Annotated in this window: 16 protein-coding genes and 1 pseudogene; 16 read left to right on the top strand and 1 reads right to left on the bottom strand. The window is 66.0% G+C overall.

Going from position 1 to position 22,143, the window contains the following annotated elements:
• The first annotated feature begins 45 nt into the window (after positions 1-45).
• The 3 genes and pseudogenes from Poly30_RS26590 to Poly30_RS28970 form a co-directional block, all read left to right on the top strand.
• Complete coding sequence (locus Poly30_RS26590) at positions 46-1,092, top strand: beta-lactamase hydrolase domain-containing protein (RefSeq protein WP_419190705.1); 1,047 nt, start codon at positions 46-48, stop codon at positions 1,090-1,092.
• A gap of 250 nt (positions 1,093-1,342) precedes the next feature.
• Positions 1,343-2,380, top strand: a complete 1,038-nt coding sequence (locus Poly30_RS26585) for an alpha/beta hydrolase (RefSeq protein ID WP_145205050.1) — start codon at positions 1,343-1,345, stop codon at positions 2,378-2,380.
• A gap of 22 nt (positions 2,381-2,402) precedes the next feature.
• Positions 2,403-3,011, top strand: a pseudogene (locus Poly30_RS28970) (GDSL-type esterase/lipase family protein); the annotation flags it as partial.
• Here the strand turns inward: Poly30_RS28970 and Poly30_RS28965 are convergent.
• The gene (locus tag Poly30_RS28965) at positions 2,934-3,338 is read right to left on the bottom strand and encodes a hypothetical protein (RefSeq protein WP_419191414.1); all 405 of its coding nucleotides are present in this window, start codon (positions 3,336-3,338) and stop codon (positions 2,934-2,936) included. The pseudogene Poly30_RS28970 and the gene Poly30_RS28965 sit on opposite strands and share 78 nt — an antisense overlap.
• On the opposite strand from Poly30_RS28965, the gene Poly30_RS26575 reads away from it, so the two are divergent.
• The 13 genes from Poly30_RS26575 (at position 3,331) to Poly30_RS26515 (ending at position 21,827) form a co-directional block, all read left to right on the top strand.
• On the top strand, positions 3,331-4,320 hold the full coding sequence (locus Poly30_RS26575) for a GDSL-type esterase/lipase family protein (protein WP_419190704.1): 990 nt from the start codon (positions 3,331-3,333) through the stop codon (positions 4,318-4,320). The genes Poly30_RS28965 and Poly30_RS26575 overlap by 8 nt on opposite strands.
• Position 4,321: 1 nt before the next feature.
• Complete coding sequence (locus tag Poly30_RS26570; protein ID WP_145205041.1) at positions 4,322-4,738, top strand: aldehyde dehydrogenase family protein; 417 nt, start codon at positions 4,322-4,324, stop codon at positions 4,736-4,738.
• 363 nt (positions 4,739-5,101) lie between these two features.
• Positions 5,102-6,265, top strand: a complete 1,164-nt coding sequence (locus Poly30_RS26565) for a transposase (RefSeq protein ID WP_419190703.1) — start codon at positions 5,102-5,104, stop codon at positions 6,263-6,265.
• 40 nt (positions 6,266-6,305) lie between these two features.
• Positions 6,306-7,871 (top strand): catalase, encoded by a 1,566-nt coding sequence (locus Poly30_RS26560; protein ID WP_419191390.1) that lies wholly within the window; start codon positions 6,306-6,308, stop codon positions 7,869-7,871.
• A gap of 122 nt (positions 7,872-7,993) precedes the next feature.
• A complete protein-coding gene (locus Poly30_RS26555; RefSeq protein ID WP_419190702.1) occupies positions 7,994-9,736 on the top strand; it encodes an FAD/NAD(P)-binding protein in 1,743 nt (580 codons plus the stop codon).
• A gap of 202 nt (positions 9,737-9,938) precedes the next feature.
• Complete coding sequence (locus Poly30_RS26550; protein WP_145205032.1) at positions 9,939-13,142, top strand: sigma-70 family RNA polymerase sigma factor; 3,204 nt, start codon at positions 9,939-9,941, stop codon at positions 13,140-13,142.
• Positions 13,143-13,519: 377 nt separating this feature from the next.
• On the top strand, positions 13,520-14,848 hold the full coding sequence (locus tag Poly30_RS26545; protein ID WP_145205029.1) for a transposase: 1,329 nt from the start codon (positions 13,520-13,522) through the stop codon (positions 14,846-14,848).
• 78 nt (positions 14,849-14,926) lie between these two features.
• On the top strand, positions 14,927-16,453 hold the full coding sequence (locus Poly30_RS26540) for a right-handed parallel beta-helix repeat-containing protein (RefSeq protein WP_145205026.1): 1,527 nt from the start codon (positions 14,927-14,929) through the stop codon (positions 16,451-16,453).
• A 480-nt stretch (positions 16,454-16,933) separates the two neighbouring features.
• Positions 16,934-17,236 (top strand): DUF779 domain-containing protein, encoded by a 303-nt coding sequence (locus Poly30_RS26535; protein ID WP_145205023.1) that lies wholly within the window; start codon positions 16,934-16,936, stop codon positions 17,234-17,236.
• A 222-nt stretch (positions 17,237-17,458) separates the two neighbouring features.
• Positions 17,459-19,963: a methyl-accepting chemotaxis protein gene (locus Poly30_RS26530; RefSeq protein WP_419190701.1), complete on the top strand. Its 2,505-nt coding sequence runs from the start codon at positions 17,459-17,461 to the stop codon at positions 19,961-19,963.
• A gap of 73 nt (positions 19,964-20,036) precedes the next feature.
• The gene (locus tag Poly30_RS26525) at positions 20,037-20,333 is read left to right on the top strand and encodes an SGNH/GDSL hydrolase family protein (protein ID WP_145205017.1); all 297 of its coding nucleotides are present in this window, start codon (positions 20,037-20,039) and stop codon (positions 20,331-20,333) included.
• A 50-nt stretch (positions 20,334-20,383) separates the two neighbouring features.
• On the top strand, positions 20,384-20,800 hold the full coding sequence (locus tag Poly30_RS26520; protein ID WP_145205014.1) for a hypothetical protein: 417 nt from the start codon (positions 20,384-20,386) through the stop codon (positions 20,798-20,800).
• Between the two features lie 268 nt (positions 20,801-21,068).
• The gene (locus tag Poly30_RS26515; RefSeq protein ID WP_145205011.1) at positions 21,069-21,827 is read left to right on the top strand and encodes a hypothetical protein; all 759 of its coding nucleotides are present in this window, start codon (positions 21,069-21,071) and stop codon (positions 21,825-21,827) included.
• Positions 21,828-22,143 lie beyond the last annotated feature (316 nt).

Raw genomic sequence — 22,143 nt, 5'->3', positions numbered from 1 at the left:
TGCCGTCGGAACGGGCTGGCACATGGCTTGCCTGTCTTCAGCACCATGACCACGACCCCTTCGATCTCCGTGAATCTTCTCCGCCTTGGCGCCGCCGTGGCGGCTTCCCTTGCTCTGGCCTGCTCGTCGTCCCCGGACACGATCATGGCGGCGAACGAGCGACAGGTCGCCGTGCCGCCACCCATGGCTCTCTCGGGAACCGCCTATGAGGCGGCTGCGATGATTCCGCTGCCGCGGGTCGCTCCCGGCGAGTACCCCGGGATGGAGAACGTCTACCGGCTCAGCGATACGATCATCTCGGGCAGTGAGCCCCACGACGCCGAGGCGCTCTCGCAGATCGCGGCCTGGGGCGTGAAGACCGTCCTGTCGGTGGACGGCAAGATGCCCGACGTGGAGGCCGCCGAGGCGGCCGGCCTGCGCTACGTGCACGTCCCGATTCGCTACAGCGGGATCACGGACGACGAGGTCACGAGGATCGCCAAGACGTTCCGCGAGGCGGAGGGTCCGTTCTACGTCCACTGCTACCACGGCAAGCACCGGGGCCCGGCGGCCGCCGCCATCGGCCGCGTGGCCCTCGACGGCCTGGAGCGCGAGCGCGCGATCGCCGAGATGCGCCAGTGGTGCTCGACGGCGGCCAAGTACGAGGGGCTCTACGCGACGGTCGCGAGCTCCGAGATCCCGAGCGAGGCGCAGACCGCGAGCTACGAGTTCGACTTCAGCTCAGGGACGAAGTTCAGCGGGCTCCGTGACGCGATGATCCCGATGGCGCGCGCCTGGGACGAGGTGATCCTGATCGCGAAGAACGACTGGAAGCCGAGCGCCGCCCACCCCGATATCGACGCGCTGCAGTCCGCGACCCAGGTGAGCCAGCTGGTGAACGCCTGCGCCGCCATGGAAGAGACCGCGGCGTACCCAAGCGACTTCCAGGAGATGATGGCCGAGAGCCAGCAGCACCTCGGCGAACTCGTGGGCTTCCTGACCGACTGCCGCGTGGAGAACACGTCGGAGTACGCGAAGAACGAGCAGCTCGACGCCGCCTACCGCGCCGCGGCCGCGACCTGCGCCAAGTGCCACAAGACCTACCGGAACTGATCGAGTTCGGTTGCCGAAGCCGCTACAGCGCCAGGCTGTAGCTGGTGCTCCTGCCGCGCGCGGGGTCCTTGACCAGGACCCCGCGCGCGACCCTTCTGCAAAGACCCCCGTGCGCCCTGGAAGGAGGGTCTGTCCTGGGGTGTCCGGCTTGGGCCCTGCGTTCTCGAATCGCGGGGTGAATCGACTCGTATCGCGCAAGTGAGCCCATGATGGGCGGCCGTTGACGCACAACAGGTGGAAGGAAACCACCATGAAGTCGATGCCCACCCAGATGACCGATCCTCCGAAGCGACCGTTCGCGCCCTTCTTGCCGACGCGGATTCGGATTCGCTGGCGCCGGCACCTGGTGCGAGGGGCCGCGGCGTTCGGGGTGGGGCTGCTGGTCCTTGGCTGCGCCCATCGGATCGCGGCTCGTTCGGGGCCGAAGTCGCTGCCGAACCTGGCCATCGCGACGGCGGGCGGGCAGCAGCTCTGGGCGGACGTGGCCTGGGACGATGGCTGGCGCGTGCAGACCCACGTGTGGACGGGGCACGCGCGCTTGCTCGACGACGGCGACGTGCGCCGGGCCTGGGGATCGCGGGAAGCCTGCGAGCGCGGGCTCCGGGACCGCCGCGCTGGCGGCGAAGCAGCCGCTCCGCGCGACCAAGCGGTGGTGATCTTGCATGGCCTCTGGCGTACGCGCGACGCGATGAGGGACCTCAAGGCGGCCTTCGAAGGCGCGGGCTACGACGTCATCGACGTGTGCTACCCGAGCACGCGTCGCACGATCGCGGAGCACGCGGCCGAGGTGGCGGGCCTGCTCGACCAGTTGCCCGGGGACGACGTCGAGATCTCGTTCGTGACCCACAGCCTCGGCTCTCTCGTCGTGCGAGATCTTCTCGCGCGCGAGGGCGACCCGTGGCGCGAACGCCAGCGGCTGGGTCGAGCCGTATTCATCGCGGCGCCGAGCAGCGGAGCGGCGCTCGCGAACTTCGGTAGCCGGGTCCCTGGCGCGCTGACGATCTACGGCAAGCCCTCACGCGAGATCGCGGCGGGCATCGCCGACGAGCTGCCCGCGCCGCCGCTCCCGTTCGCGCTGATCGCGGCATGCCGCGGAACGGAGGACGGCTGGAACCCGCTCATCCCCGGCGACGACGACGGGGTGGTCGGGGTCGCGGAGACCGCGCTGATCGGCTCGTCCGAGTCGCTCGTCGTGCGGGGCACGCACACGTTCGTGATGCAGGACGAAGGCGTGGTGGAAGCGGCGCTCGGCTTCGTGCGCGACGGGTCCTTTCCCGCGCGTGAATAGCGCTCACGGGTAGACTGGCGCGATGCCCTCCATTCGCATTCGACGGTCCTTGCTCACCCTCCTCGCGCTCTTCTCCTTGGCCGAGATCGGCCGCGCCCAGATCCGCGTCGCCTGCCTCGGGGACTCGATCACGTTCGGGCAGGGCGCTGGCGAGACCGGCGAAGACCGCGCCTTCTCCGCCTATCCCGCCGTGCTGCAGCGCTTGCTCGGCGAGGACTACGAGGTGAGAGGCTTCGGAGCTCCTGGGCACACGCTTCGGCCCGATGGCTCGCTGCCCTACGGTTCGTCCAAGGCGCTGGCGAAGGGCCTCGCGTTTCGGCCGGACGTCGCGGTGCTGATGCTCGGGACGAACGACTCCCATCGCCCGGAAGTTGGGGGAGACTGGGGAGCACCGGTCGAAGGGCGATTGATCGCGCTGGTGCAGAAGCTTCGCGAGGAGAACGCGAACCTCCGCGTGCTGCTCGCGTCGCCGCCGCCGATCTTCCCAGATCTCCCGGGGCTGACCGAAGAGCGCGTGCTGAACCTGACCGAGCGCCAGCCTCGGCTGCGGGATCTATCGGCGGCCCTGCGCCGCGCTGCGCGGGGGATGGACGGCGTCGAGTTCGTCGACATGCGCGATGGACTCAGAACACGCGACGTGACGGATGGCGTGCACCCGAACGCCTTTGGCGCCGAGCGCATCGCCTATCGGCTCGCGGGTGCGCTCACCATGGAGCCCTGTGCCGGGCAAGCGCCCCTGGCCGCGCTGCTCGAGGCGAAGCCCGGCGCGAAGTTGTCGGAGTTCCACGGCTTCGAGCGCGCGGACTTCACGCTCGCAGTCGAGGGCTCGCCCGCGTGCATCCTGGTCGCGCCGGACCGCGTCGCCGCGGGCGCGCCCTGGGTCTGGCGAGCGCGCTTCTTTGGTCACGAGCCAGCGCTGGATCGCGCGCTCCTCGACCGCGGCTTCCACCTTGGCCACGTGGGACCTCGAGCCTCCCGCGCTCGACGGCCTGGCGCCCCTCGCCGCCGCGGGCGTTCCGCTCTTCCTGGTGGTCGGAACCGCGGACCAGGTCGTCCCGCCCGCCGAGAACGCCGAGCGTCTGCGCTCCGCCTACCTCGCGGCGGGCGGCGAGGTCACGATCTGGCGCAAGCCGGGACTCGACCATCATCCTCACGGGCTCGACCCGGTGGCGCCGCTCCTGCGAGCCCTGCTGCGCGCCGCGGGCCAGCGCTCCGCCGAGAGCGAGCCGAGCCTGCACGCGACGCCGTCCGCCGAGTACCGCGGCCAGAGTGCGGGCTGGGGCGGGGGCACCTGGCGCACGGCCTTCGCGTCGCTCCAGGCCCTCGAAGTGGCCGCGCGTGACGAGCCGCCGATGGACGTCGTCTTCCTCGGAGACTCGATCACCCAGGGCCTGACGGGCCATTCGAACCGGCGAGCCGTGGCGAGCGGAGATCGTGCCTTCGATCGCTTTCAGGGCGAGCGCCGCGCGATCTCGCTCGGGCTGTCGGGCGACCGAACGGAGCACCTTCTCTACCGGATCGCTGCGGGCTCGCTGGACGGCTTCCGTCCGCGTGTGATCGTGCTGCAGATCGGTGTCAACAACATCCACGCCGCGTCCCATACGGGGAACGAGACGTTCCAGGGGATCGTGGCCGTGGTGAAGGCGCTGCGCGCTCGCTTCCCGAGCGCGGAGATCGTGATCGCGGGTCCCTTCCCCGCAGGAGCGGACCCCGAGGGACAGGTTCGCCGCTCCATCGACGAGGTTCACGCTCGCCTCGCGTCGGCCGCGTTGACGGCGCTCGGCGATCAAGTGCACTACCTCGATCTGTCAGGCTCCTTCGTTGACGAGGAAGGCCAGCCGCGAGCCACGCTCGGTCGCGATAGCCTGCATATCACTGAGGAGGGTCGGCACGCCTGGATGGCCGCGATGGAGCCGGTTCTCTCGGACGTACTGAGGTAGGCTGTCGAGTTGGACCTCGCGCGTCGCGATACCACATCTGGAACACGAGCGAGTCCCCGGGCTGCACGGCGCCAAAGCCCGGCAGCGGCAAGGCCCGGACGGCGTGCTCGAGCTGGTGCAAGGCGACGGCGAAACGGGGGCTGCGCTCGTGGAGGCCGACGTCGACATGATCGGCTTCGTCGGTAGCCGCGCGACGGGCCAGGCGATCATGAAGGCCGCCGCAGGATCGCTGAAGCGCCTCGTGCTGGAGCTCGGCGGAAAGGACCCGATGGTCGTCTTCGCCGACGCCGATCTGAACGCAGCCGCGAAGAGCGCAGCCGAGAACTCCCTGCGCAACACCGGCCAGGTCTGCTGCTCCGTCGAACGGGTCTACGTCGCCGCGGCGATCGCCGACGCCTTCGAGGCGAAGGTCTTGTAGTACGCACGCGAGTGAACGCAGTCCTGCTCGGAAGCCGTCGACGTCGCCATTCGGTCGCCATTTCGTCGATGGTCCTCTCCGAGGGAGTGTCTTCCATAGAGCGCCACGCGCAACCCGCTTCGAACTGGCTCGGTCCGTTCCTCTGGAATGGGCGATCCACCGGACATCTTCAGGGGCACGGGGGGCCGCTCGCCGCTCCAGAATTTCGTCCGGGCCCACCTTCCCGGTTTCCTCGCGGAGTTCGAGGACGGTGTGTAAGTCACGCGCAGCGCTTTCGAGTCTCCCGTCTTTCTGCCCGCAGATCCTCTCACGTCGGCGGAGGTCGAGCGTGTACACGGTGACGCGATCGAGCGCATCCGTCGGGTGCTGAAGCGCTTCTCCCTCGACCCAATCTCACTCGGCCTGCCCCTACGCAAAGGCGACGACCCCCCTTGGGAAATCGCGGACGGGGGCGCGGATGAGTCACCGCTGCTCGACTTCGGGGATGCGCGTGAGGGTTCCTTCTTCCCAGGCCTGAAAGCGGCATCGGTGAAGTCGCTGATTCCGTTGGGCGAGGTCGCAGGCCGCCCGCTGAAGCGCCTCATCGAACCTGATCTCGGCCTTACGTTTCAGTCGTCGGGTTGGGGGAGTCAGTACGTGCCGCCTCCACTGGTGGTGAACGCTGACGGGTTCTCGTTGCGTGCGCTGATCCGGAAGGGCCAGCGGGCGCAACTGGAGAAGCTCTGCCGCTACGTGACCAGACCCGCCATCAGTCTGGAACGCTTCGATGTCCGTCCCGATGGGATGGTCTCGTGGCTGCTGCGCAAGGCCTGGCGTGATGGGACCAAGGGCTTCGTCATGACGCCGCATGAGTTCATGGCTCGACTGGCGGCGCTCGCGCCGCATCCGCGCGAGCATCAGCTGACGTATCAGGGAGTGCTGGCCCCGGCCTCATCATTGCGTGATCTGGTGGTGCCGCGTCCGGTGGTTCGGAAGGAGCCGAAGGAGGTGGACGTCGCCGATGAAGACGCCGCGAAGAGTGCGGGGGAGCCGTCGAAGGATCAGAGGTACATCCGCTGGGCAGATCTTCTGAAGCGGGTGTTTTCGGAAGATGTTCTCAAGCGCCCGCGCTGCCGCGGGCGCAGGCACATGATCTCCGTGATCACAGATCCGGAGACAGCGCGGAAGGTGCTGGAGGGGGTGAGAGCGGCAGCGAGGAGGTCATCCGATTCGCTCGGTGGGGGAGCCCCGTCATCGCCGGGCCCGAGTCGTTCCCCACCGGCAAAGCTCGAGGTCCGAATACCGATGCCGCCTCGGCCGTGTCTACTTCACGGGGCGGCTGGACTTCGGGAAGTAGAAAGCTGCGGAAGAGCGGCGCGCGGGCCATCGTGTTCGATGAAACAAGATCAGCCAGCACTCTTGGGGAGGGTGCTGGCTGCAGGTCGTGGTGAAGTGAACCAGCGGTGCCGTTCGGAGAGGGGGAAATCGGGCGATTTCCGCTCACCGAAGAGGCCGCTGGCCGCTCGGGCGCTCCCGCGTGGACGGTGAGGATGGGGATAGCAAAGAATCGGGCCTCAGGCTACGGTGACTGGCGTGTCGACACCCCGCTTGGAAGTCCTATCCGTCGCACGACACCTTCTGGGACTTCGTGTCCTTGACCCCTGAATCAGTCCACATGCTCATGTGGGCGATGTCAGACCGCGCGATCCCTCGCTCCTTCCGCATGATGGAAGGGTTCGGAGTTCACACGTTCCGAATGGTCGACGCGAAGGGTAAGTCGACGTTCGTGAAGTTCCACTGGCGTCCGTCGCTCGGCACCTTCTCGCTTACCTGGGACGAGGCCGTCAAGATTGCCGGCGCCGACCCCGACTTCCACCGACGGGACCTCTGGGATGCCATCGAGAACGGAGTGTGCCCCGAGTGGGAGCTTTCCGTTCAAGCGTTCACGGCAAAAGAGGCCGAGAAGTTCGACTTCGACGTGCTCGACCCGACCAAGCTGATCCCCGAAGAGATCGTGCCGCTTCGACCGCTCGGCCGCATGGTGCTCGACCGCAACGTGGACAACTTCTTCGCAGAGACGGAGCAGGTCGCTTTCTGCCCTTCGCACCTCGTGCCGGGCATCGATTTCTCCAACGATCCGCTGCTGCAGGGGCGACTCCACTCATACCTTGACACGCAGCTCACTCGATTGGGTGGACCGAACTTCCACCAGATCCCGATCAATCGACCAAAGTGCCCGATGGGGAACTTCCAGCGCGACGGGAATATGCAGCAGAGCGTGCCCAAGGGCCGCGTTTCGTACGATCCGAGCAGCCTCGACTCAGAGCACCGCCGCGAGAATCCGGAAGCCGGTTTCAAGTCCGTGGAGGCTCACGAGGAGGGGTTGAAGCTTCGGCAGCGACCCGAGAGCTTCGCCGATCACTACTCCCAGGCGCGTCTATTCTGGAAGTCGATGACGGAGCCGGAGCAGCGCCACATTGTGGCGGCCTTCGGGTTCGAGCTGGGCAAGTGTGAAAGCACCGAGATCCGTGAGCGGATGCTGGGCCATCTAGCCGTCGTGGCCGACCCTCTCTGCCGTGGCGTTGCGGAGAAGCTCGGGATGGCCGGCAAGGTCCAACCAGCGAGACCCGCGGTGAAGCCCTTCGACATGGAGCCGTCGCCGGCCCTGTCACAGGTTCAAAAGGCCCCTGACTCGCTGGCTGGAAAGACGATCGCCTTGCTCGTAACGGATGGCTTCCCATCGCGCGTTCACAACGCCCTCAAGAAGGCGGCCAAGGCAGAGGATGCGCAGATCGCCATCGTCGGGCTGACGCCAGGAACGATCGAGACAGATCGCGGCAAGGATGTCGCGACCGACCACTTCCTGGCAGGAGCTCCCTCGGTCCTTTTCGATGCGGTCGTCGTGGCCCCCGGTCCGGATTCGATCGAGAAACTCCTGGATCAACCGGCTGCCATCGACTGGGTGCGCGACGCGTTCGTCCACCTGAAGGTCATCGGTTTGACGAAACCAGGAATCAGACTGCTGGACAAAGCTGGCCTTGGTCCGGCCCTTGCGGAGGACGAAGCAGTCGTCACCATCGAAGGCTCTGACACGGATTCCTTCATCGAACACGCGAAGAAGCACCGCCACTGGGAGCGAGAGGAGAGGCTCTGAGCCATGCTTGACGAAACGGGGCGGGATCGTCTGTATCGTCGCCTCACGTAGTTATGCTAGGGCGATAGGACACCAGTATCATGTGTGCAGACTCCCCCCCCCCTCCTCAGCCAGAACGGACCGTGATCCAATATGCGATCATCGGCATCGGCCCGCGGGGCGGCTACGCCTTCCAGCGCCTGATGGGCGAGCTCGCCCGTAGAGCGGACGCTCGTCCAGCTCGCATCACGCTCTTTGAGGCGTCGGACTTCCCTGGAAGTGGGCCGGTCTACTCGCTGGAGGGAGAAGCCTCCAACTGGGTCAACTTGACGGAACGAGCCCTCCTCCTTGAGGCCCGCGAAGAGATGACGTACTCCGGAGTCGTCGTACCCGGCTTCCCGGACTATCACACATGGGCCGGCTTTGAACCAGAGGCGTGGCCCGCAGCTCGCCCTGATCAGTTCCCCTCCAGACGGAAGGTCGGACAGTACATGCATGAGCGGTTCCAGACGCTGGCAGAACCCCTCCGCGCGGCGGGCATCGCCAGACTCGTTCAATCGTGCGTGGAACGGGTTTTCTACCGGGACGGCGCCTGCAAAGTGCGAACGAACGACGGTGAGACCCAGGTGTTTGACGAGGTATTGCTGACCGTTGGACATCAGCCCACTGAGCCCGATGAGCAGCTGGCGGAGTGGAAAGAGACGGTGGCGCGCGTCAGTGGACTCACGCTGTATAGCGATCCGTATCCGGTATCGCAGTACACGGGCGAGACCGGTCTCGCCGGGGACAGGCGCGTAGCGGTGAGGGGCTACGGTCTGGCCATGATCGATGCGGTGCGGGCGCTCGCTGAGCAGCACGGAACTTTCACGCTCGTGGACGGATACACCCGCCGGCAGACCTACGCACTGAAGGGCCCAACCCTGGTCGTGGCACCGTTCTCCCTGGACGGGATGACCATGGGTGCCAAGCCGCTGAATGCGAAGATCGATAGGCAATATCGACCGGAGGATGAAGAGCTGGAGCAGCTCGAGTCCTTGCTATCGGACCAGACCGCCCAGTCGACGGCAAAGGGCGTGCGCTTCCTGACCCGCACCATGGCCCCGGTGATCGCGCGACGGTTCAAAGAGCTTGAGCGGCCCGTTCGCTGCGGCGATCTCACCCTCGAATCGGTCTCCGAGCTCGTGGAGCGCTGGCTGCTCGACTCGACCATCCAGCACGGGTGCATCATGGACCGCAACATGCCTCCTGAGGATGCACTCGACATCTTCATCGGGATGGCGACAGGCGTACGCGACGTCACGCTGGACTACTGCGCCGGTCAGGTCTGGCGGCAGTGCCACACCCTCTTCCGCCGCGCGTTCTCCCACGGGGCACTGCCGGCCGACGTCTTCTCCGCGATCATCGAGCTGGATGAACGGATGAAGCGTTTCTCCTTCGGGCCGCCCGTTGAGAGCCATCAGCAGCTGCTGGCGCTCTGTGAAGCGGGCGTGCTCACGCTCGACACACTCGAAGATCCCGCGATTGAGTGCTCGATCGACGGGTGGACCCTTCGGAAAGGCGAGGCTCAATTCACCGCGACGACGATGATCGACTCGGTGCTCGATGACCCGAAGGTCAAGAGAGTCTCTTCACCCCTCATCAAGGGCATGCTGGAGGACGGACTCATGGCAGCGGTCGACAACCATCTCGGAGTCGAGACGGACGAGAACGGCTACATCATCCGGAAGGAGGACGGGCAACCGCTCCCGATCGCGCTTCTAGGGCGTCTCGCCAAAGGCACGGTGATCGGTGTGGACGCCATCACCGAGTGCTTTGGCGATCGCCCCGCAGCGTGGGCTCGCGCTGCGGCGCGCCGCGCTCGATTGGGCGCTCAGAAGTCGCCGTAGCCAGTACGCTTGGTCTCTTTGAAGCCGTCCGTCATCTCCCCTTGAACGTCCTCGCGGGTCGCACGACCCTTGTGATCGCCCACCGGCTCTACATGCTCCAGGCGCGCATCTGAGGTCACTGGCACTTCTCTCGGTTTCGATCATCAAGACCGCGTGGCGTATCGTCTTGCGGGGCCCAGGCAGTCCCCCGGCGACCCTCGACATGCACGAACACTCCACCAGCGGCCTCGCGAACTCCCTCGAACAGCAGGTCCCCTTCCTCGCTCGTCTCGCGCGCGCGCTCGTGTCCGATGAGCACGCGGCCGAGGACCTCGTCCAGGAAACGCTCGCGTCCGCCCTGACGCAGGCACGCCACGAGGGCGAAAGCACTCGCCCGCCGAGGCGTGCGGGAGGCGAACTCGCCGCCCTGGGCCCGTCGCGCCTTCGGGCGTGGCTCGCGACCACGCTGCGGCGACGGTCCATCGATCGCAGGAGAGTCCAGGGCCCGGCTCTCCTGGGTGAGGCGAGCTCCATGGGAAGTACTCCCGGGCCCGCCGCGTCCCCTGACGCCATCGCCGAGCGACTTGAACGGCAGCAGCTTCTCCACAAGGCGCTCGCCGCACTACCGGACACCTACCGAACGCCGCTGGTCCTGCGCTACCAGGACGGAATGTCCGCCGCCTCCATCGCGTCCGCCAGCGGCACGCCCCTGCCTACGATGAGGTCTCGCCTACGTCGCGGGCTCGAGCTCTTGCGCGAGGAGCTCGATCGTTCCTCGGGGGGAGGCGACGAAGCGCGCGAGCGATGGCTCGCCGCGCTGGTTCCGCTGGCCGCTCTGGATCGCACTAGCTCCACCGCCATCGTGCACGCGGCTCCTGCGGCAGTGAGCGCGTCGTCGTGGCTCGCCGCGCTCTTCCTGAAGCCCGCCGTGCTCGCCCTCGTGGCCGCTGCTCTCGTCGGCGCGGCCTGGGTCTATTCGAGACCGGTGGCCGAGGTCGAGCCCGTGCACGACACGGTCGCCATGGGCCGCTCCAGAGGCGCGGCCTCGGGAGTCGACCTCCTCGCGACGACGCAACCGGAGACGCCGGATCGAGTGCCCCTTGGCGGATCCCCCACCATCGCCCTCGGTTCTGAAATCGGCACGGCCGCGCCGAGTTCCCTTGCACCACTGAAGCAGCCCATCACCCTGATGGCTCGAATCCTCTCCAGCACCTCAGGAACCGCCGTGGCCGCGCGCGTCCGCGTCGCCGATGGAGGACAGGCGACGGCCTCCCCGCTGGACGGCGCCATCGGGATCGAGGTCATCCCGAAGGACGCGATCGAACTGGTCGTGTCCCATCCGGATTTCCTCACACGGACGTTCCCACTGGATGGATGGGTCGATGAGCTGGCACGTCGTGACGTCGTCGACCTCGGGATCCTGGAGCTGACTCCCAGGAACGAGATCCGCGTGACGGTGATCGACGGGAGCCAGCGCCCGATCGCGGGCGCCACCTGCTGGCTCCATCGGCCGCTCACCCGGGAGCTGACCGGGAACCGGCCCGGGCCCGGCCCTGAGGACCGACCCCGCCTGATCGGACCGACGGATGAGAACGGTCAGGTTCGCTTCCCCCTCGCGTATTCGGTCACCGCGACGGTGATGACTCCGGACGGCCGCATGGGAGCGGACCTGATCCTCGCAGGAGAGGATCGCTGGATCCAGGTAGAGGGACCCGCGCGCTCCATCACGTTCCGGTCCTCGAGCGACGGCTCCCCCGTCGTGAACCGTGCCTTTCCCATCGGCTGGCAACGCGAAGCGGCGGAGACGGGATGGTTCGTGCGGACCGACGAGCGGGGCCGGGCCATGCTCCCCTCCGGAGAAGGAAGCATGACGATCTGCATGAGCTCGCCTCGTCTCCTGATCGACGCTGTCTCCATCGACGGTGTGGCTGCGAAGAACGTGGCCGCCGGTGACTTCCTGGCCACGGTCCCGCTGGGCCGGAACGATCAGCTCTTGGAGGTGGGCGTGGGCGAACGAGAGGTGGAACTCCGCCTCATCGATGCTCGCACCGGGGCGCCGATCCATGGCCCGACGTTCTTCCACGAGCAAAGACTTCGAAGCCCCGGCGATCTCGGCGAGGACGACCTCGTGGAACCCACCTGGCGCGGGGTGCGGAGCGACCTCCGCGCCGAGGCCGTGGACGGCCGCCTCGTCGTTCACTCCTGGTTCACGGACGCCCAGGAGAACGCGGAGAAGAGGCGGCGCTGGATCGCCGTCGCAGGCTATGCGGTCAAGTTCCTGGACGGGGGCTCCCCCCTCGCGGGTCGAACGATCGAGATGGAACCGGCCTCCAGCCGGCGCCTGCGCTTGCTCGACGGTGAAGGCCGCCCCATGGCCACGTCGCTGATGCTGAAACAACCCGAAGGGATCACTCTCGAGCTCGAGACCGATGCCGCCGGGCTGACGGTCCCGCTCCCCTGGAAGGAGGGTCAGTCGTGGAAGTGCTGGGCCCAGGGACTGACCGCGAGCGGCAAGAGCGAGTGGATCGAGATCAGCGCCGACGAACTCCTCGCCTCCGACCCGATGACCCTTCGGTCCGCGACGGCTCTCGGGAAGATCCGGATCACAGGCGTTCCGATCGATGCGCCGCCCATTTCTGCCAGAACCGAAAACGGGCGGCCCGTGCCGGCCATCGTGGAGAGCGAGAATCCGGATTCGAATCAGGCCCCGAGCGAGCGAGTGGCCGTGATCCGCGGCTTGACGCCGGGCCTCTATGCGACTGGCACCCAGGCGTGGGTCGACCAGATGAACGCGCGCACCCTGGGACCGGCTTCCCTGGGAAGCCGCCCGGAAGGCCTCGGGACTCCCTTCGCCGAGCTTCTGATCGAGGTCCAACCCGACACCCAGACCGAGATCCCATGGGATCTCGGTCTGGCGCAGCAGCCACCCCGTCGAGGGCCAGGTGATCTGCGAGGGCCACGCGGGCGAGGAGCTTGCTGCGCTCCCGCTCTACGGCTCGCTCGGAACGAAGATCTACTTCGGACCCCATGGGCCCTGGCGTTTCTGCGATCCGGAAGGGCGCTTCAAGACCGCTCCCGGCGACCCGGAACCCGTCGGCTTCCTCTTCGCCCGCTTCGAGCGCGACTGGTCCGGCCGGAAGCCGCACATCCTCGATTCCCAGCGGGTCCGCGACGACGGGATCTACCGCATCTCACTCACTTCGTTCGAGCTGGTGGCCAGCAACGCCGCCGAGTGGGCCGGGGCCGAGGTACCCGCAAGGAACTTCCCGACCGTCTGGCTCGTCGGCGAGCCAGGCGCCCTCGATGCGCCGATGGACTTCCTGCACGGCTTTCACTGGGGCGACTGGAATCCCGCGGAGCCCCTGAGGCGGGAGAGTCTACCGGCGCACATCTCGAAGCTGAGGATCACCTTCCACCCCAGGCGTGAACCACAGTTGATCACGATCGAACCTGGCGCCCACACCCGAATCGAGGCACATATCGAGCTGCCCAAGGGCAAAGAGGCCGCCCCCGGGAAGACCCCGGCGCTTCAGACCAGTCGGTAGGGATCGACCCGTCTACCCGACGATGGGAACGCCCTGGCGAGATCAGGGTCGATGAGGCGCTATAACGGCTGCCCGACACAAAGACCGAAAGTCACCCGCAACTTCACCGAGGAGCCTTCAGGCCCGGGAAGCAAGAACCCTCACGCGCATCCCCGAAGTCGAGCAGCGGTGACTCATCTGCGCCCCCGTCCGCGTACTCCCAAGGGGGGGCGTCGCCTTTGCGTAGGAGCAGACCGAGTGCGATTGGGTCGATGGAGTAGTGCTTCAGCACACGACGGATGCGCTCGATCGCGTCACCTACTGCACGGACATCCGCTCGGCTTCCAGACGCAGGTTGCCGGCCTCGTCTCTCCGAAGCGTTCCGGCCACCACGACCTCGGTCAAGCGCTCGAGGCCCTTCTGGCCATCTAGCGACCAGTCCGCGGGCATCCCCTCCTCCAGGAACTCGACGTTGACCGTCCAGCGCTCCAGTTCGTCTGCCTCGGTGAAGTCGCTGGTGCCTTTCGGTGCTGGTGCTGGGCAGCCGTTGAAGCGCCTAATCGACCCTGATCTCGGCCTTGCGTTCCAGTCGTCGGGTTGGGGGAGTCAGTACGTGCCGCCTCCACTGGTGGTGAACGCTGACGGGTTCTCGTTGCATGCGGCGACGCTGATCCGGAAGGGTCAGCGGGCGCAACTGGAGAAGCTCTGCCGCTACGTGACAAGACCCGCCATCAGTCTGGAACGCTTCGATGTCCGTCCCGATGGGATGGTCTCGTGGCTGCTGCGCAAGGCCTGGCGTGATGGGACCAAGGGCTTCGTCATGACGCCGTACCAGTTCATGGCTCGACTGGCGGCGCTCGCGCCGCATCCGCGCGAGCATCAGCTGACGTATCAGGGAGTGCTGGCCCCGGCCTCATCATTGCGTGATCTGGTGGTGCCGCGTCCCGTGGTTCGGAAGGAGCCGAAGGATGTGGACGTCGCCGATGAAGACGGCTCGAAGAGTGCGGAGGAGCGGTCGAAGGACCAGAGATACATCCGCTGGGCAGATCTTCTGAAGCGGTTGTTTTCGGAAGATGTTCTCAAGCGCCCGCGCTGCCGCGGGCGCAGGCACATGATCTCCGTGATCACAGATCCGGAGACAGCGCGGAAGGTGCTGGAGGGGGTGAGAGCGGCAGCGAGGAGGTCATCCGATTCGCTCGGTGGGGGAGCCCCGTCATCGCCGGGGCCGAGTCGTTCCCCACCGGCAGAGCTCGAGGTCCGAATACTGATGCCGCCTCGGCCGTGTCTACTTCACGGGGCGGCTGGACTTCGGGAAGTAGAAAGCTGCGGAAGAGCGGCGCGCGGGCCATCGTGTTCGATGAAACAAGATCAGCCAGCACTCTTGGGGAGGGTGCTGGCTGCAGGTCGTGGTGAAGCGAACCGGTGGTGCTCATCGGAGGGGGCGAAATCGGGCGAGTTCGGCTCAGCGAAGGGCCCGATGGCGGCTCGGGCGCTCCCGCGTGGCCGGGGAGCAAGGGTGGTGGCAACGAATCAGGCCACAGTCCAAGGCGGGGGCGGCATCGACACCCCGCTTGGAGTCCCCATCCGTTTCTTCGGCTTGGTAAGCTGATGGACGGCGGCTGCACTTCCCTACAGGCGCCTCGACCAGCGGGTGTTCTTTCCGACACCCCTTGCCCATCAGAACTTCATGAACTCTCGCATTCTCCTTCGAGCCGCGTGGCTCCTCGCATCTACGTCCTCCGCCATTGTCTACGGGCAACATCAGGTCTGGGTGGACCCCGTCCTTGGAAGCAACTCCGGGCCCGGGACGGAGGCGTCGCCCTGGCGAACCCTTCGACATGCCGTCGACCAGGCATCTGGTGACTTCACGATCTTCCTTCAGCCGGGGATCTACAGCCAGCAGTCCGGCGAGAGCTTTCCGCTGACCGTACAGGCGCATACCTCGATCGTGGCGCTTGGCGACGCAACGGACACTCGCTTGGAGCTTGGCGGAAGCGCCACGAGCCGTCGGATGGTCTTCGAGATGAGCAGCTCCTGCGAAGGGTTGCGAATCACGAAGCCCTCGGGGTCGATCGCGAGTGAGGCCATTCGAGTCACGGATGCTGCGGGCAGCGCTCCGGTTCGTTTTCGGGCCGTGGAGTTCATTGGGCCCGGTGCCAACGTGGATACGATAGGTGGCAGCGCCACGTTCGACCGTTGTACGTTTCGAGGTCAGGTCGGCTTCGCGCTAAGCTGGCACTCGTACGGAAACCTCGTTCTGCAGGACTCGCGGATCGAAGGGGCCCGCATCGGTATCGGGGCCGCAGGTTTCTACGATAGCGCTGTGGTGGACGTTAGCCTCGAGCGCTGTGTGATCACGGACTGCCAGCAAGCTGGGCTAAGGGTCTCGAATACAGCGACTTCTACACTTCTCTACCTGACGGTCCGCGACTGCCTGATCGCGCAAGGGCGTGGCGACGGGCTGTTCGTCGGGAATTGGTCCTCGGTACTTTCGCCCGTTGATGTGACGATCGAAGGCTCGACGATCGCCGCCAACGACGGCCACGGCCTGGATGTCGGAACGCCGTATCAGTTGATCGTCAGGAACTCCATCGTCGCGGGAAACTCGTTGGGGGACTGGGCCGGTTCGGGAGCTCTTGCCACTACGCTGGTGGCCGACGGAAGTGGACCGAGCGCGGGTGCAGGCAACATCAAGTTCACGGGCGATCCAGGCTTCGTCGACTCGGCTAGCGGTGACTTCTCGTTGCGCTTCGACTCCTTGGCCATCGATCGGGGCGATTCCGTATCCACGTCTGTCGACGTGCGTGGAGTGCCGCGAGTGATGGACGGCAACCTCGACCTCGAGGGCGCGCCTGATCTCGGTGCGTTCGAGCATTGCACGCTCATCGGGCCCACGCAGGTTGCGCTGGGAGTCGCCACCGATCTGGGCGTGACAGGACCTGCAGGAGGGTTCGCGACGGTGGTGGTCGCGCCAATGGGGTTCGCCGCCTTCGGCAACACCACGATCTTCGGACGCTTCTTCTTGTCGCCGCCCGGCGCCTATCGATTGGTACCCGTCCTGACGACGGGGGGCGGCCCGGAAACTGTGACGCTGCCGGCCTTCACCGACCCGACCCTCGTTGGAAGGACGCTTGGCCTGCAGGCGCTGACCCGCTCCCCGAGCGCGCCAGCAGGCGGGGCCTACAGCAATCCGATACCAGTAACGATCGAATGAGCCTGCGTTTCGCGCGCTGGACCATCATCATTTCCTCGGTAGGAAAGAACTCGCACCCCGCACTGCCAGGCCTCCGCTCCACTTATCGTCCCACCCGCCAGCAATCAGCGCTTGCTATAGGCCTAGCCCGCATTATTCACGAGCTGGCACCACCAGCACGTCCAAACCACGCTGTGGCTGCGTCAGACGGAAGCCTGCGGCTTCCGCCCGCTTCGCGGGCTCCCTCACGGAATGCTCAACGGGCCTACAGGCCCGCCTCCGCTTCCGTTCGGTCGTCTTCCTTGCCACAGCGCGGTTTGGACGCACTGGTGGCACCATCTCGTGAATAATGCGGGCTAGGAGTCTGCGCCACAGAATGCGATTCCGCGAGCACAGCCGGGATCCACGCCCGCGGCGTTGCGCCAAACCCCAATGGCATCCAACCATGGGGGGTCCGGCGCGCCTTGCGAGCGCGAATCCTGACGGCACTCGCGAAACCGCATTCTGTGGCGCAGACTCCTAGAGGCGACCCACGGGCCCCTCCTGTTCCATCCGTCAGGTGGCTGCTGCGACGGCACCTCGCTCATGTGCTATCCGAAAGGTGAGTTTCGGGTCGGCCCCCAGGGCATGTGGCTCGGGAAAGTCGGTGGTACCGAGGTCTCGATCGGTAGCGCGCAGTACGGGCCGCGGAAGCGCACCCAGCTCGTGCTCGACGTCGTACCGGGCCGCAGCTTCGCCCTGGAATCTCCCAGGGGGAAGCAGTTCCAGCCGCGCAGTCGCGCCTTCACACCGGAAGGGGGGTAGGGGCGGGAGGCAGCGCCGCCGCTGCGAGGGACGTGAAACCGGTGTCATTGGGCGGCCACGTAGGAGTGCGGAAAATGACGTGGGATCCACGCGATCGCCATGCGAGTCGGTCTCAAGCTTCTGGGCGTCCCGCCTCGAAAGATAGCGATGGCTACTTTCCCCCAGTCATCATGCGTCTTTCCCAAAAAAATCGGTTCAGGCTACGGCCTTATCATCCTGCTCATGGTGGCCTGCGCCACCGCCGGCTGGATTGGCCTCAGCCAGGTCTCGCACCGACTGGACTACATCTTGGGCTCTGCTTGGGACGCCGCTGACGGCGCCATGGAGTCGAACATCGAGATAGAAGCCCAGATCATCGTGGCTCGCAACATCCTGGCTGGGGCGGATCGCGAGGTGGAAATGGCGCGACTTGCCACGGCGCGGGAGGCCACGGCGGGAGCGATGGAGCGAATGAAGGGAGCCAATCTTCTTCCGGATGAACTGATCGAGTCGCTCGAGCAGCAGTACGACCGGTCATGCGAGAGCCTCGATGGGTTGCTCGAGGTTCACGACGATTTCCTAGGCGCCAAGGATCGGCTGGACGAGCACACGGCGACCTTCGTTGCCCTGAGCGACGAGGTGGAAGAACGTGGCGACTCGGCTGTCGAAGCGCTCGAGAACTCGCCCGATCGAGAGATCTCCTGGAACGGTGACCTCAAGGGGATCTGGTCCGTGGCCGATGGGGGCATGGAGTCGAACATCGAGTTTCTGAAGAGGCTCTATCGCATGGCACAGCTCGAGTCAGGCCAGGTGACACCGGCGAAGGCCCGTGAGCTGATTGCGGAGGCGCAGAATGCGCAGCGTGAGACGGCGCTGGAGATGCTGGCGACAGGGTGGTTCGATTTGCCTTCGGTCACGCCGGGCTTCCAGGGTCAAACGATGAGGCAGGCTTACGAGAGGCTGCTCAAGGACGATACGAAGATCACAGAAGAGTTCGTGGACGCGGTGGAGTCGCACAACGCGGCCATGGTCCGCTTCGAAGCGGACGCGCAGGAGCTGATCGAGAGACTCAGCCTCGTGGAAGAGAAGGCGGACGGGACGGTCGAGTCCGAGGCCGCCTTGGTGGCGGGCGTTGAGGCATCGGCGCGCCGGATCATCGGTGGTTCACTACTCGTTGGCATCGCCATCGCCATCGCGATCTCCGTCCTGATGACGCGCTCCATTACCGAACCACTGTTCGAGAATGCGGAGATCATCGATGCGATGGCGAGCGGTGATCTTTCCGTCCTGCCGGATACATCGGGCAAGGACGAGCTTGCCGACATGGCGCGATCGCTTGCGTCGACCCTCGAGGGTTTGCGCGTTGCGCTTGGGTCTGAACATGTTGATTGGAACGAGATCGCCGAGTCGCGTGCGATCATCGAGCGCTACCGCCCGATGGTCGAGTGTGCCTCGGCGCCCATGATCTTTGCCGATCGGTCAGGGCAGGTACGCTACGTGAACCCTGCCGCGAAGGCCGCGATGGCTTCCATCGGGATGTCGCTCGGAAGGCTCGAAGGTGCCAGCCTGCGCCAGGTGATTCGGATCGACCCAGGAGTCGATCTCTCGACCGCCAAGGCGCTGCCCTATCGGGCGACGGTGGTGTCTGGTCGCGAGACGCTGGAGCTGACCATAGCCGCTCTCCACAACGAGGCTGGCGAGTATTTGGGCCCGATGGCGAGCTGGGAATGCATCACCGCGAAACTGGCGAGCGAGAGGCAAGAGCGCGAGCGGGTTGAGCAGGAGCGGGCGGCTGCCGTGGAGCTTGCAGAGCGCGCCGAGCGAGTACTCGGCACGGTATCTACCCTCGCTGGGGGCGATCTACGGCCCCAGGAGGTTCTCGAGGGAGACGATGCCTGTGGGCGGATCTCCCAAAGCCTCAATCGTTTGACCTCGGGGCTGGCGGGGAGCCTTTCAACCATCGCCGAAAGTTCGCGAGCCCTGGCGTCCTCTTCGACACAGCTGCTCGCGATGAGCCGGGAGCTCGGGGACTCTGCTACGAGTGCGAGCAGCCAGGCGGACGTGGCCGCGGGCTCCAGCGAGGACGTTACCGATGTGGTTGGGAGCGTCGCTTCGGCCACCGAGGAGTTCTCGGTAAGCGTGAGGGAGATCGCCCGCAGTGCAGCCGAGGCAGCCAGTTACGCTTCGGGCGCCGTGGAGCTCGCTCGCACGACGGAGGAGCGCGTGCGGGATCTGGGCACCAGCAGCCGAGAGATTGGCGAAGTCGTCAAGTTGATCTCCACCATTGCGGGACAGACCAATCTGCTGGCCCTCAATGCGTCAATCGAAGCGGCGCGTGCGGGCGAAAGCGGGCGTGGATTCTCCGTGGTGGCCAACGAGGTCAAGAGCCTCGCGGGGGAGACGGCCGCGGCTACGTCGAGCATCGCCTCGAAGATCGAGGCGATTCAGTCGAGTACCGATGGCGTCACGCTAGCCATTGCCGAGATATCCAGCACGATCGGGCGGATCAACGAAGTTCAGACGACGATTGCATCGGCGACCGAGCAACAGTCCGCGACGGCTCAGGAGATGTCCCGCAACGTGTCCCGCGCTGCTGAAGGATCGTCGAGCATCGCAAGTTCGGTCCAGAGCGTGGCTCAGGCTGTCCGTGCTGCGACCACGTCGGCCAGCGAGGCCGATCTCGCGGCGAACGATCTCGCGGCCATGGCAGATCGTCTCAATAGCCTGGTCGACCAGTTCCAATTCTGACAATGACTGGAACGAGCGCGACGGACCTCAGTCGTTCGCGTCCAGGATCGCCCAGATCCCGGTCGCGATCGGCGTGAGCCTCGCCGAAGGCTCGCTAGACGGCCGCCGTCCGCGTGTGATCGTCCTGCAAATCGGCGTCAACAACATCCACGCCGCGTCCCATACGGGGAACGAGCCGTTCCAGGGGATCGTGGCTGCGTGGACGGCGCTCGGCGATCAGGTGCACTACCTCGATCTGTCTGGTGTCTTCGTTGACGAGGAAGGCCAGCCGCGCCCAACGCTGGGTCGCGATAGCCTGCACATCACTGAGGAGGGTCGGCACGCCTGGATGGCCGCGATGGAGCCGGTTCTTTCGGACATACTGAGGTAACCCGTCGAGGGACTGTGCTCTGCCGCGCCCTGCGAATTACTCTCTCCGCCATGAGCTCTTGGCGCGATCAAGCCTCCGAAGAGGCACAGCAGGATCTGGACTCCCTCGTAGGCGCGGCGCTGGAGACGGGAGAGACCACCCTGGAATCCACCGGGGAGCTGCGTCCGTTCTTCATCGGCGTACGGATCGATGGCACGAAGACCATGGGATCCCTCGGCGATGAGGTCGATGCCTCCGAGGTCGTGGTGAGGCTCGTCGCCGCCCTTCGGAAGAGCCGCGATCAGTATCGCGCGGTGGCGATCGTGAAGGACGTGACCCTGCGGGACGGGACCTCGGACGCGATCTGGGTCGACCTGTGCCACAGCGAAGGGCACGCGATGACCTGCTACCTGACGTACCGCCTGCACGACGGCCGGCTGACCGCGGGAGACATGGGCGCGCAGGCCTGCGACAACCTTCTCTGGTAGCGAGCTTTCGAGCGGCAGCTTCCTGCTCACGTTGGGGTGGGCCGCTTGTCCGTGGTTTCGAGCAAGGCCGTGAGTCCGTACCGGTTCGGATCGACTCGGGTTCCGGGACCTGGAACGAGACCAGCCCCTGGCGAGATCGGTCACGATCGACTCGACGCAGCTGCGGTTCACTCCGGAGCCGTACCACGATCGCTGGCGCCTCGTCGGCGCTCAGGACGGTGGCAGCTCCACGGCTCCCCCGCCCTTCGTCTTCCAAGCACATGCGGGCATGCTCCTCACCCAGGAGGACGTCTCCGCCTTCGGTGCATTCAACCAGGCGGACTTCGACCCGACTTCGTACGACCTCGCCTTCAGACTCCGCTGCAACGATCCGGACGTGATCGACCAGCCCGTCGACCTGGTTCTGCTGTCGGAGACCCAGCCGATCCTCGCGATGCAGATCCACACGAAGTTCCCCCTGCTGGCTGGCGGCAGCGACGACGGGCCGTCTTCCGAGACGGATGGCGATGGTGTCGACTGTTCCCCGGCGCAGAGGGATGAGCCCCAGCCAAGTTTCTCGGGAGCCTGCAGCTTCCCGGAGATTGCGAGCTTCCCGACCTGCCCGGACGCTGGCCCGGTAGGGCAGCCGGCCTGCAACGTGTGGCCCGAGGAGGTTAGTCGGGTTTGCGGCACGGCGGGCAATGACGGGACCGCGGTGTTCACGCGCACCGAAACCGGGGGAGTGTCGGTCGCTTTCCAGGGAGTGGGGGCGAACGGAAGCGTGAGCAGCACCGCAACCACGACCATGAATTACGACCTCGACGACGGCGAGTGCGGGACGTGCCAGACCTTCTACTGGATGCGTCAGAGGTGCACCCAGGTGTTCGAATACTGGGTCTTCACCGTGAAGATCTACGAGTCGATCCATCCGCTGGCGGTCTTCATGTACTCGCAGATCGGATGCTTCCGGAAGACCATCACGTTGGCGTGCACCAACGACTACGGTCCGTCGGCTTCGGCGGTCTGCCTGCGAACCGGCTGCAACTGACCCGGGCGGCGCGGGGCACGGTACCCGGGGGAGCCACGAACGTGTGAGAAGAGCGGGATCTCCATGGAAGTGAAGGTGGTCGAAAGGGTCCCGGGCTCAGCGCTGTCAGGCGTGGAGGTTCTGGGTCTGCAGGGGAACGTCTATCAGGTGGGCCATCCCCGGGTCTCACGGACGAAATCGCTCACCGCCAAGGTGGATGGAGCCGTGCCGCGGGGGCCAATCTCCGGCTCTATCGCGTCGATTCATTGCAGCAGGTCAGTGAGGTCCGGCTGGCGCGCACGAATGAGGTCGTCAGGGACTCTCTTTTGCCAGGCGA

Source organism: Saltatorellus ferox (assembly GCA_007751475.1).
In the GTDB taxonomy this organism is placed as follows: domain Bacteria; phylum Planctomycetota; class UBA1135; order UBA1135.
This window is presented reverse-complemented; position numbering and strand designations above follow the sequence as displayed.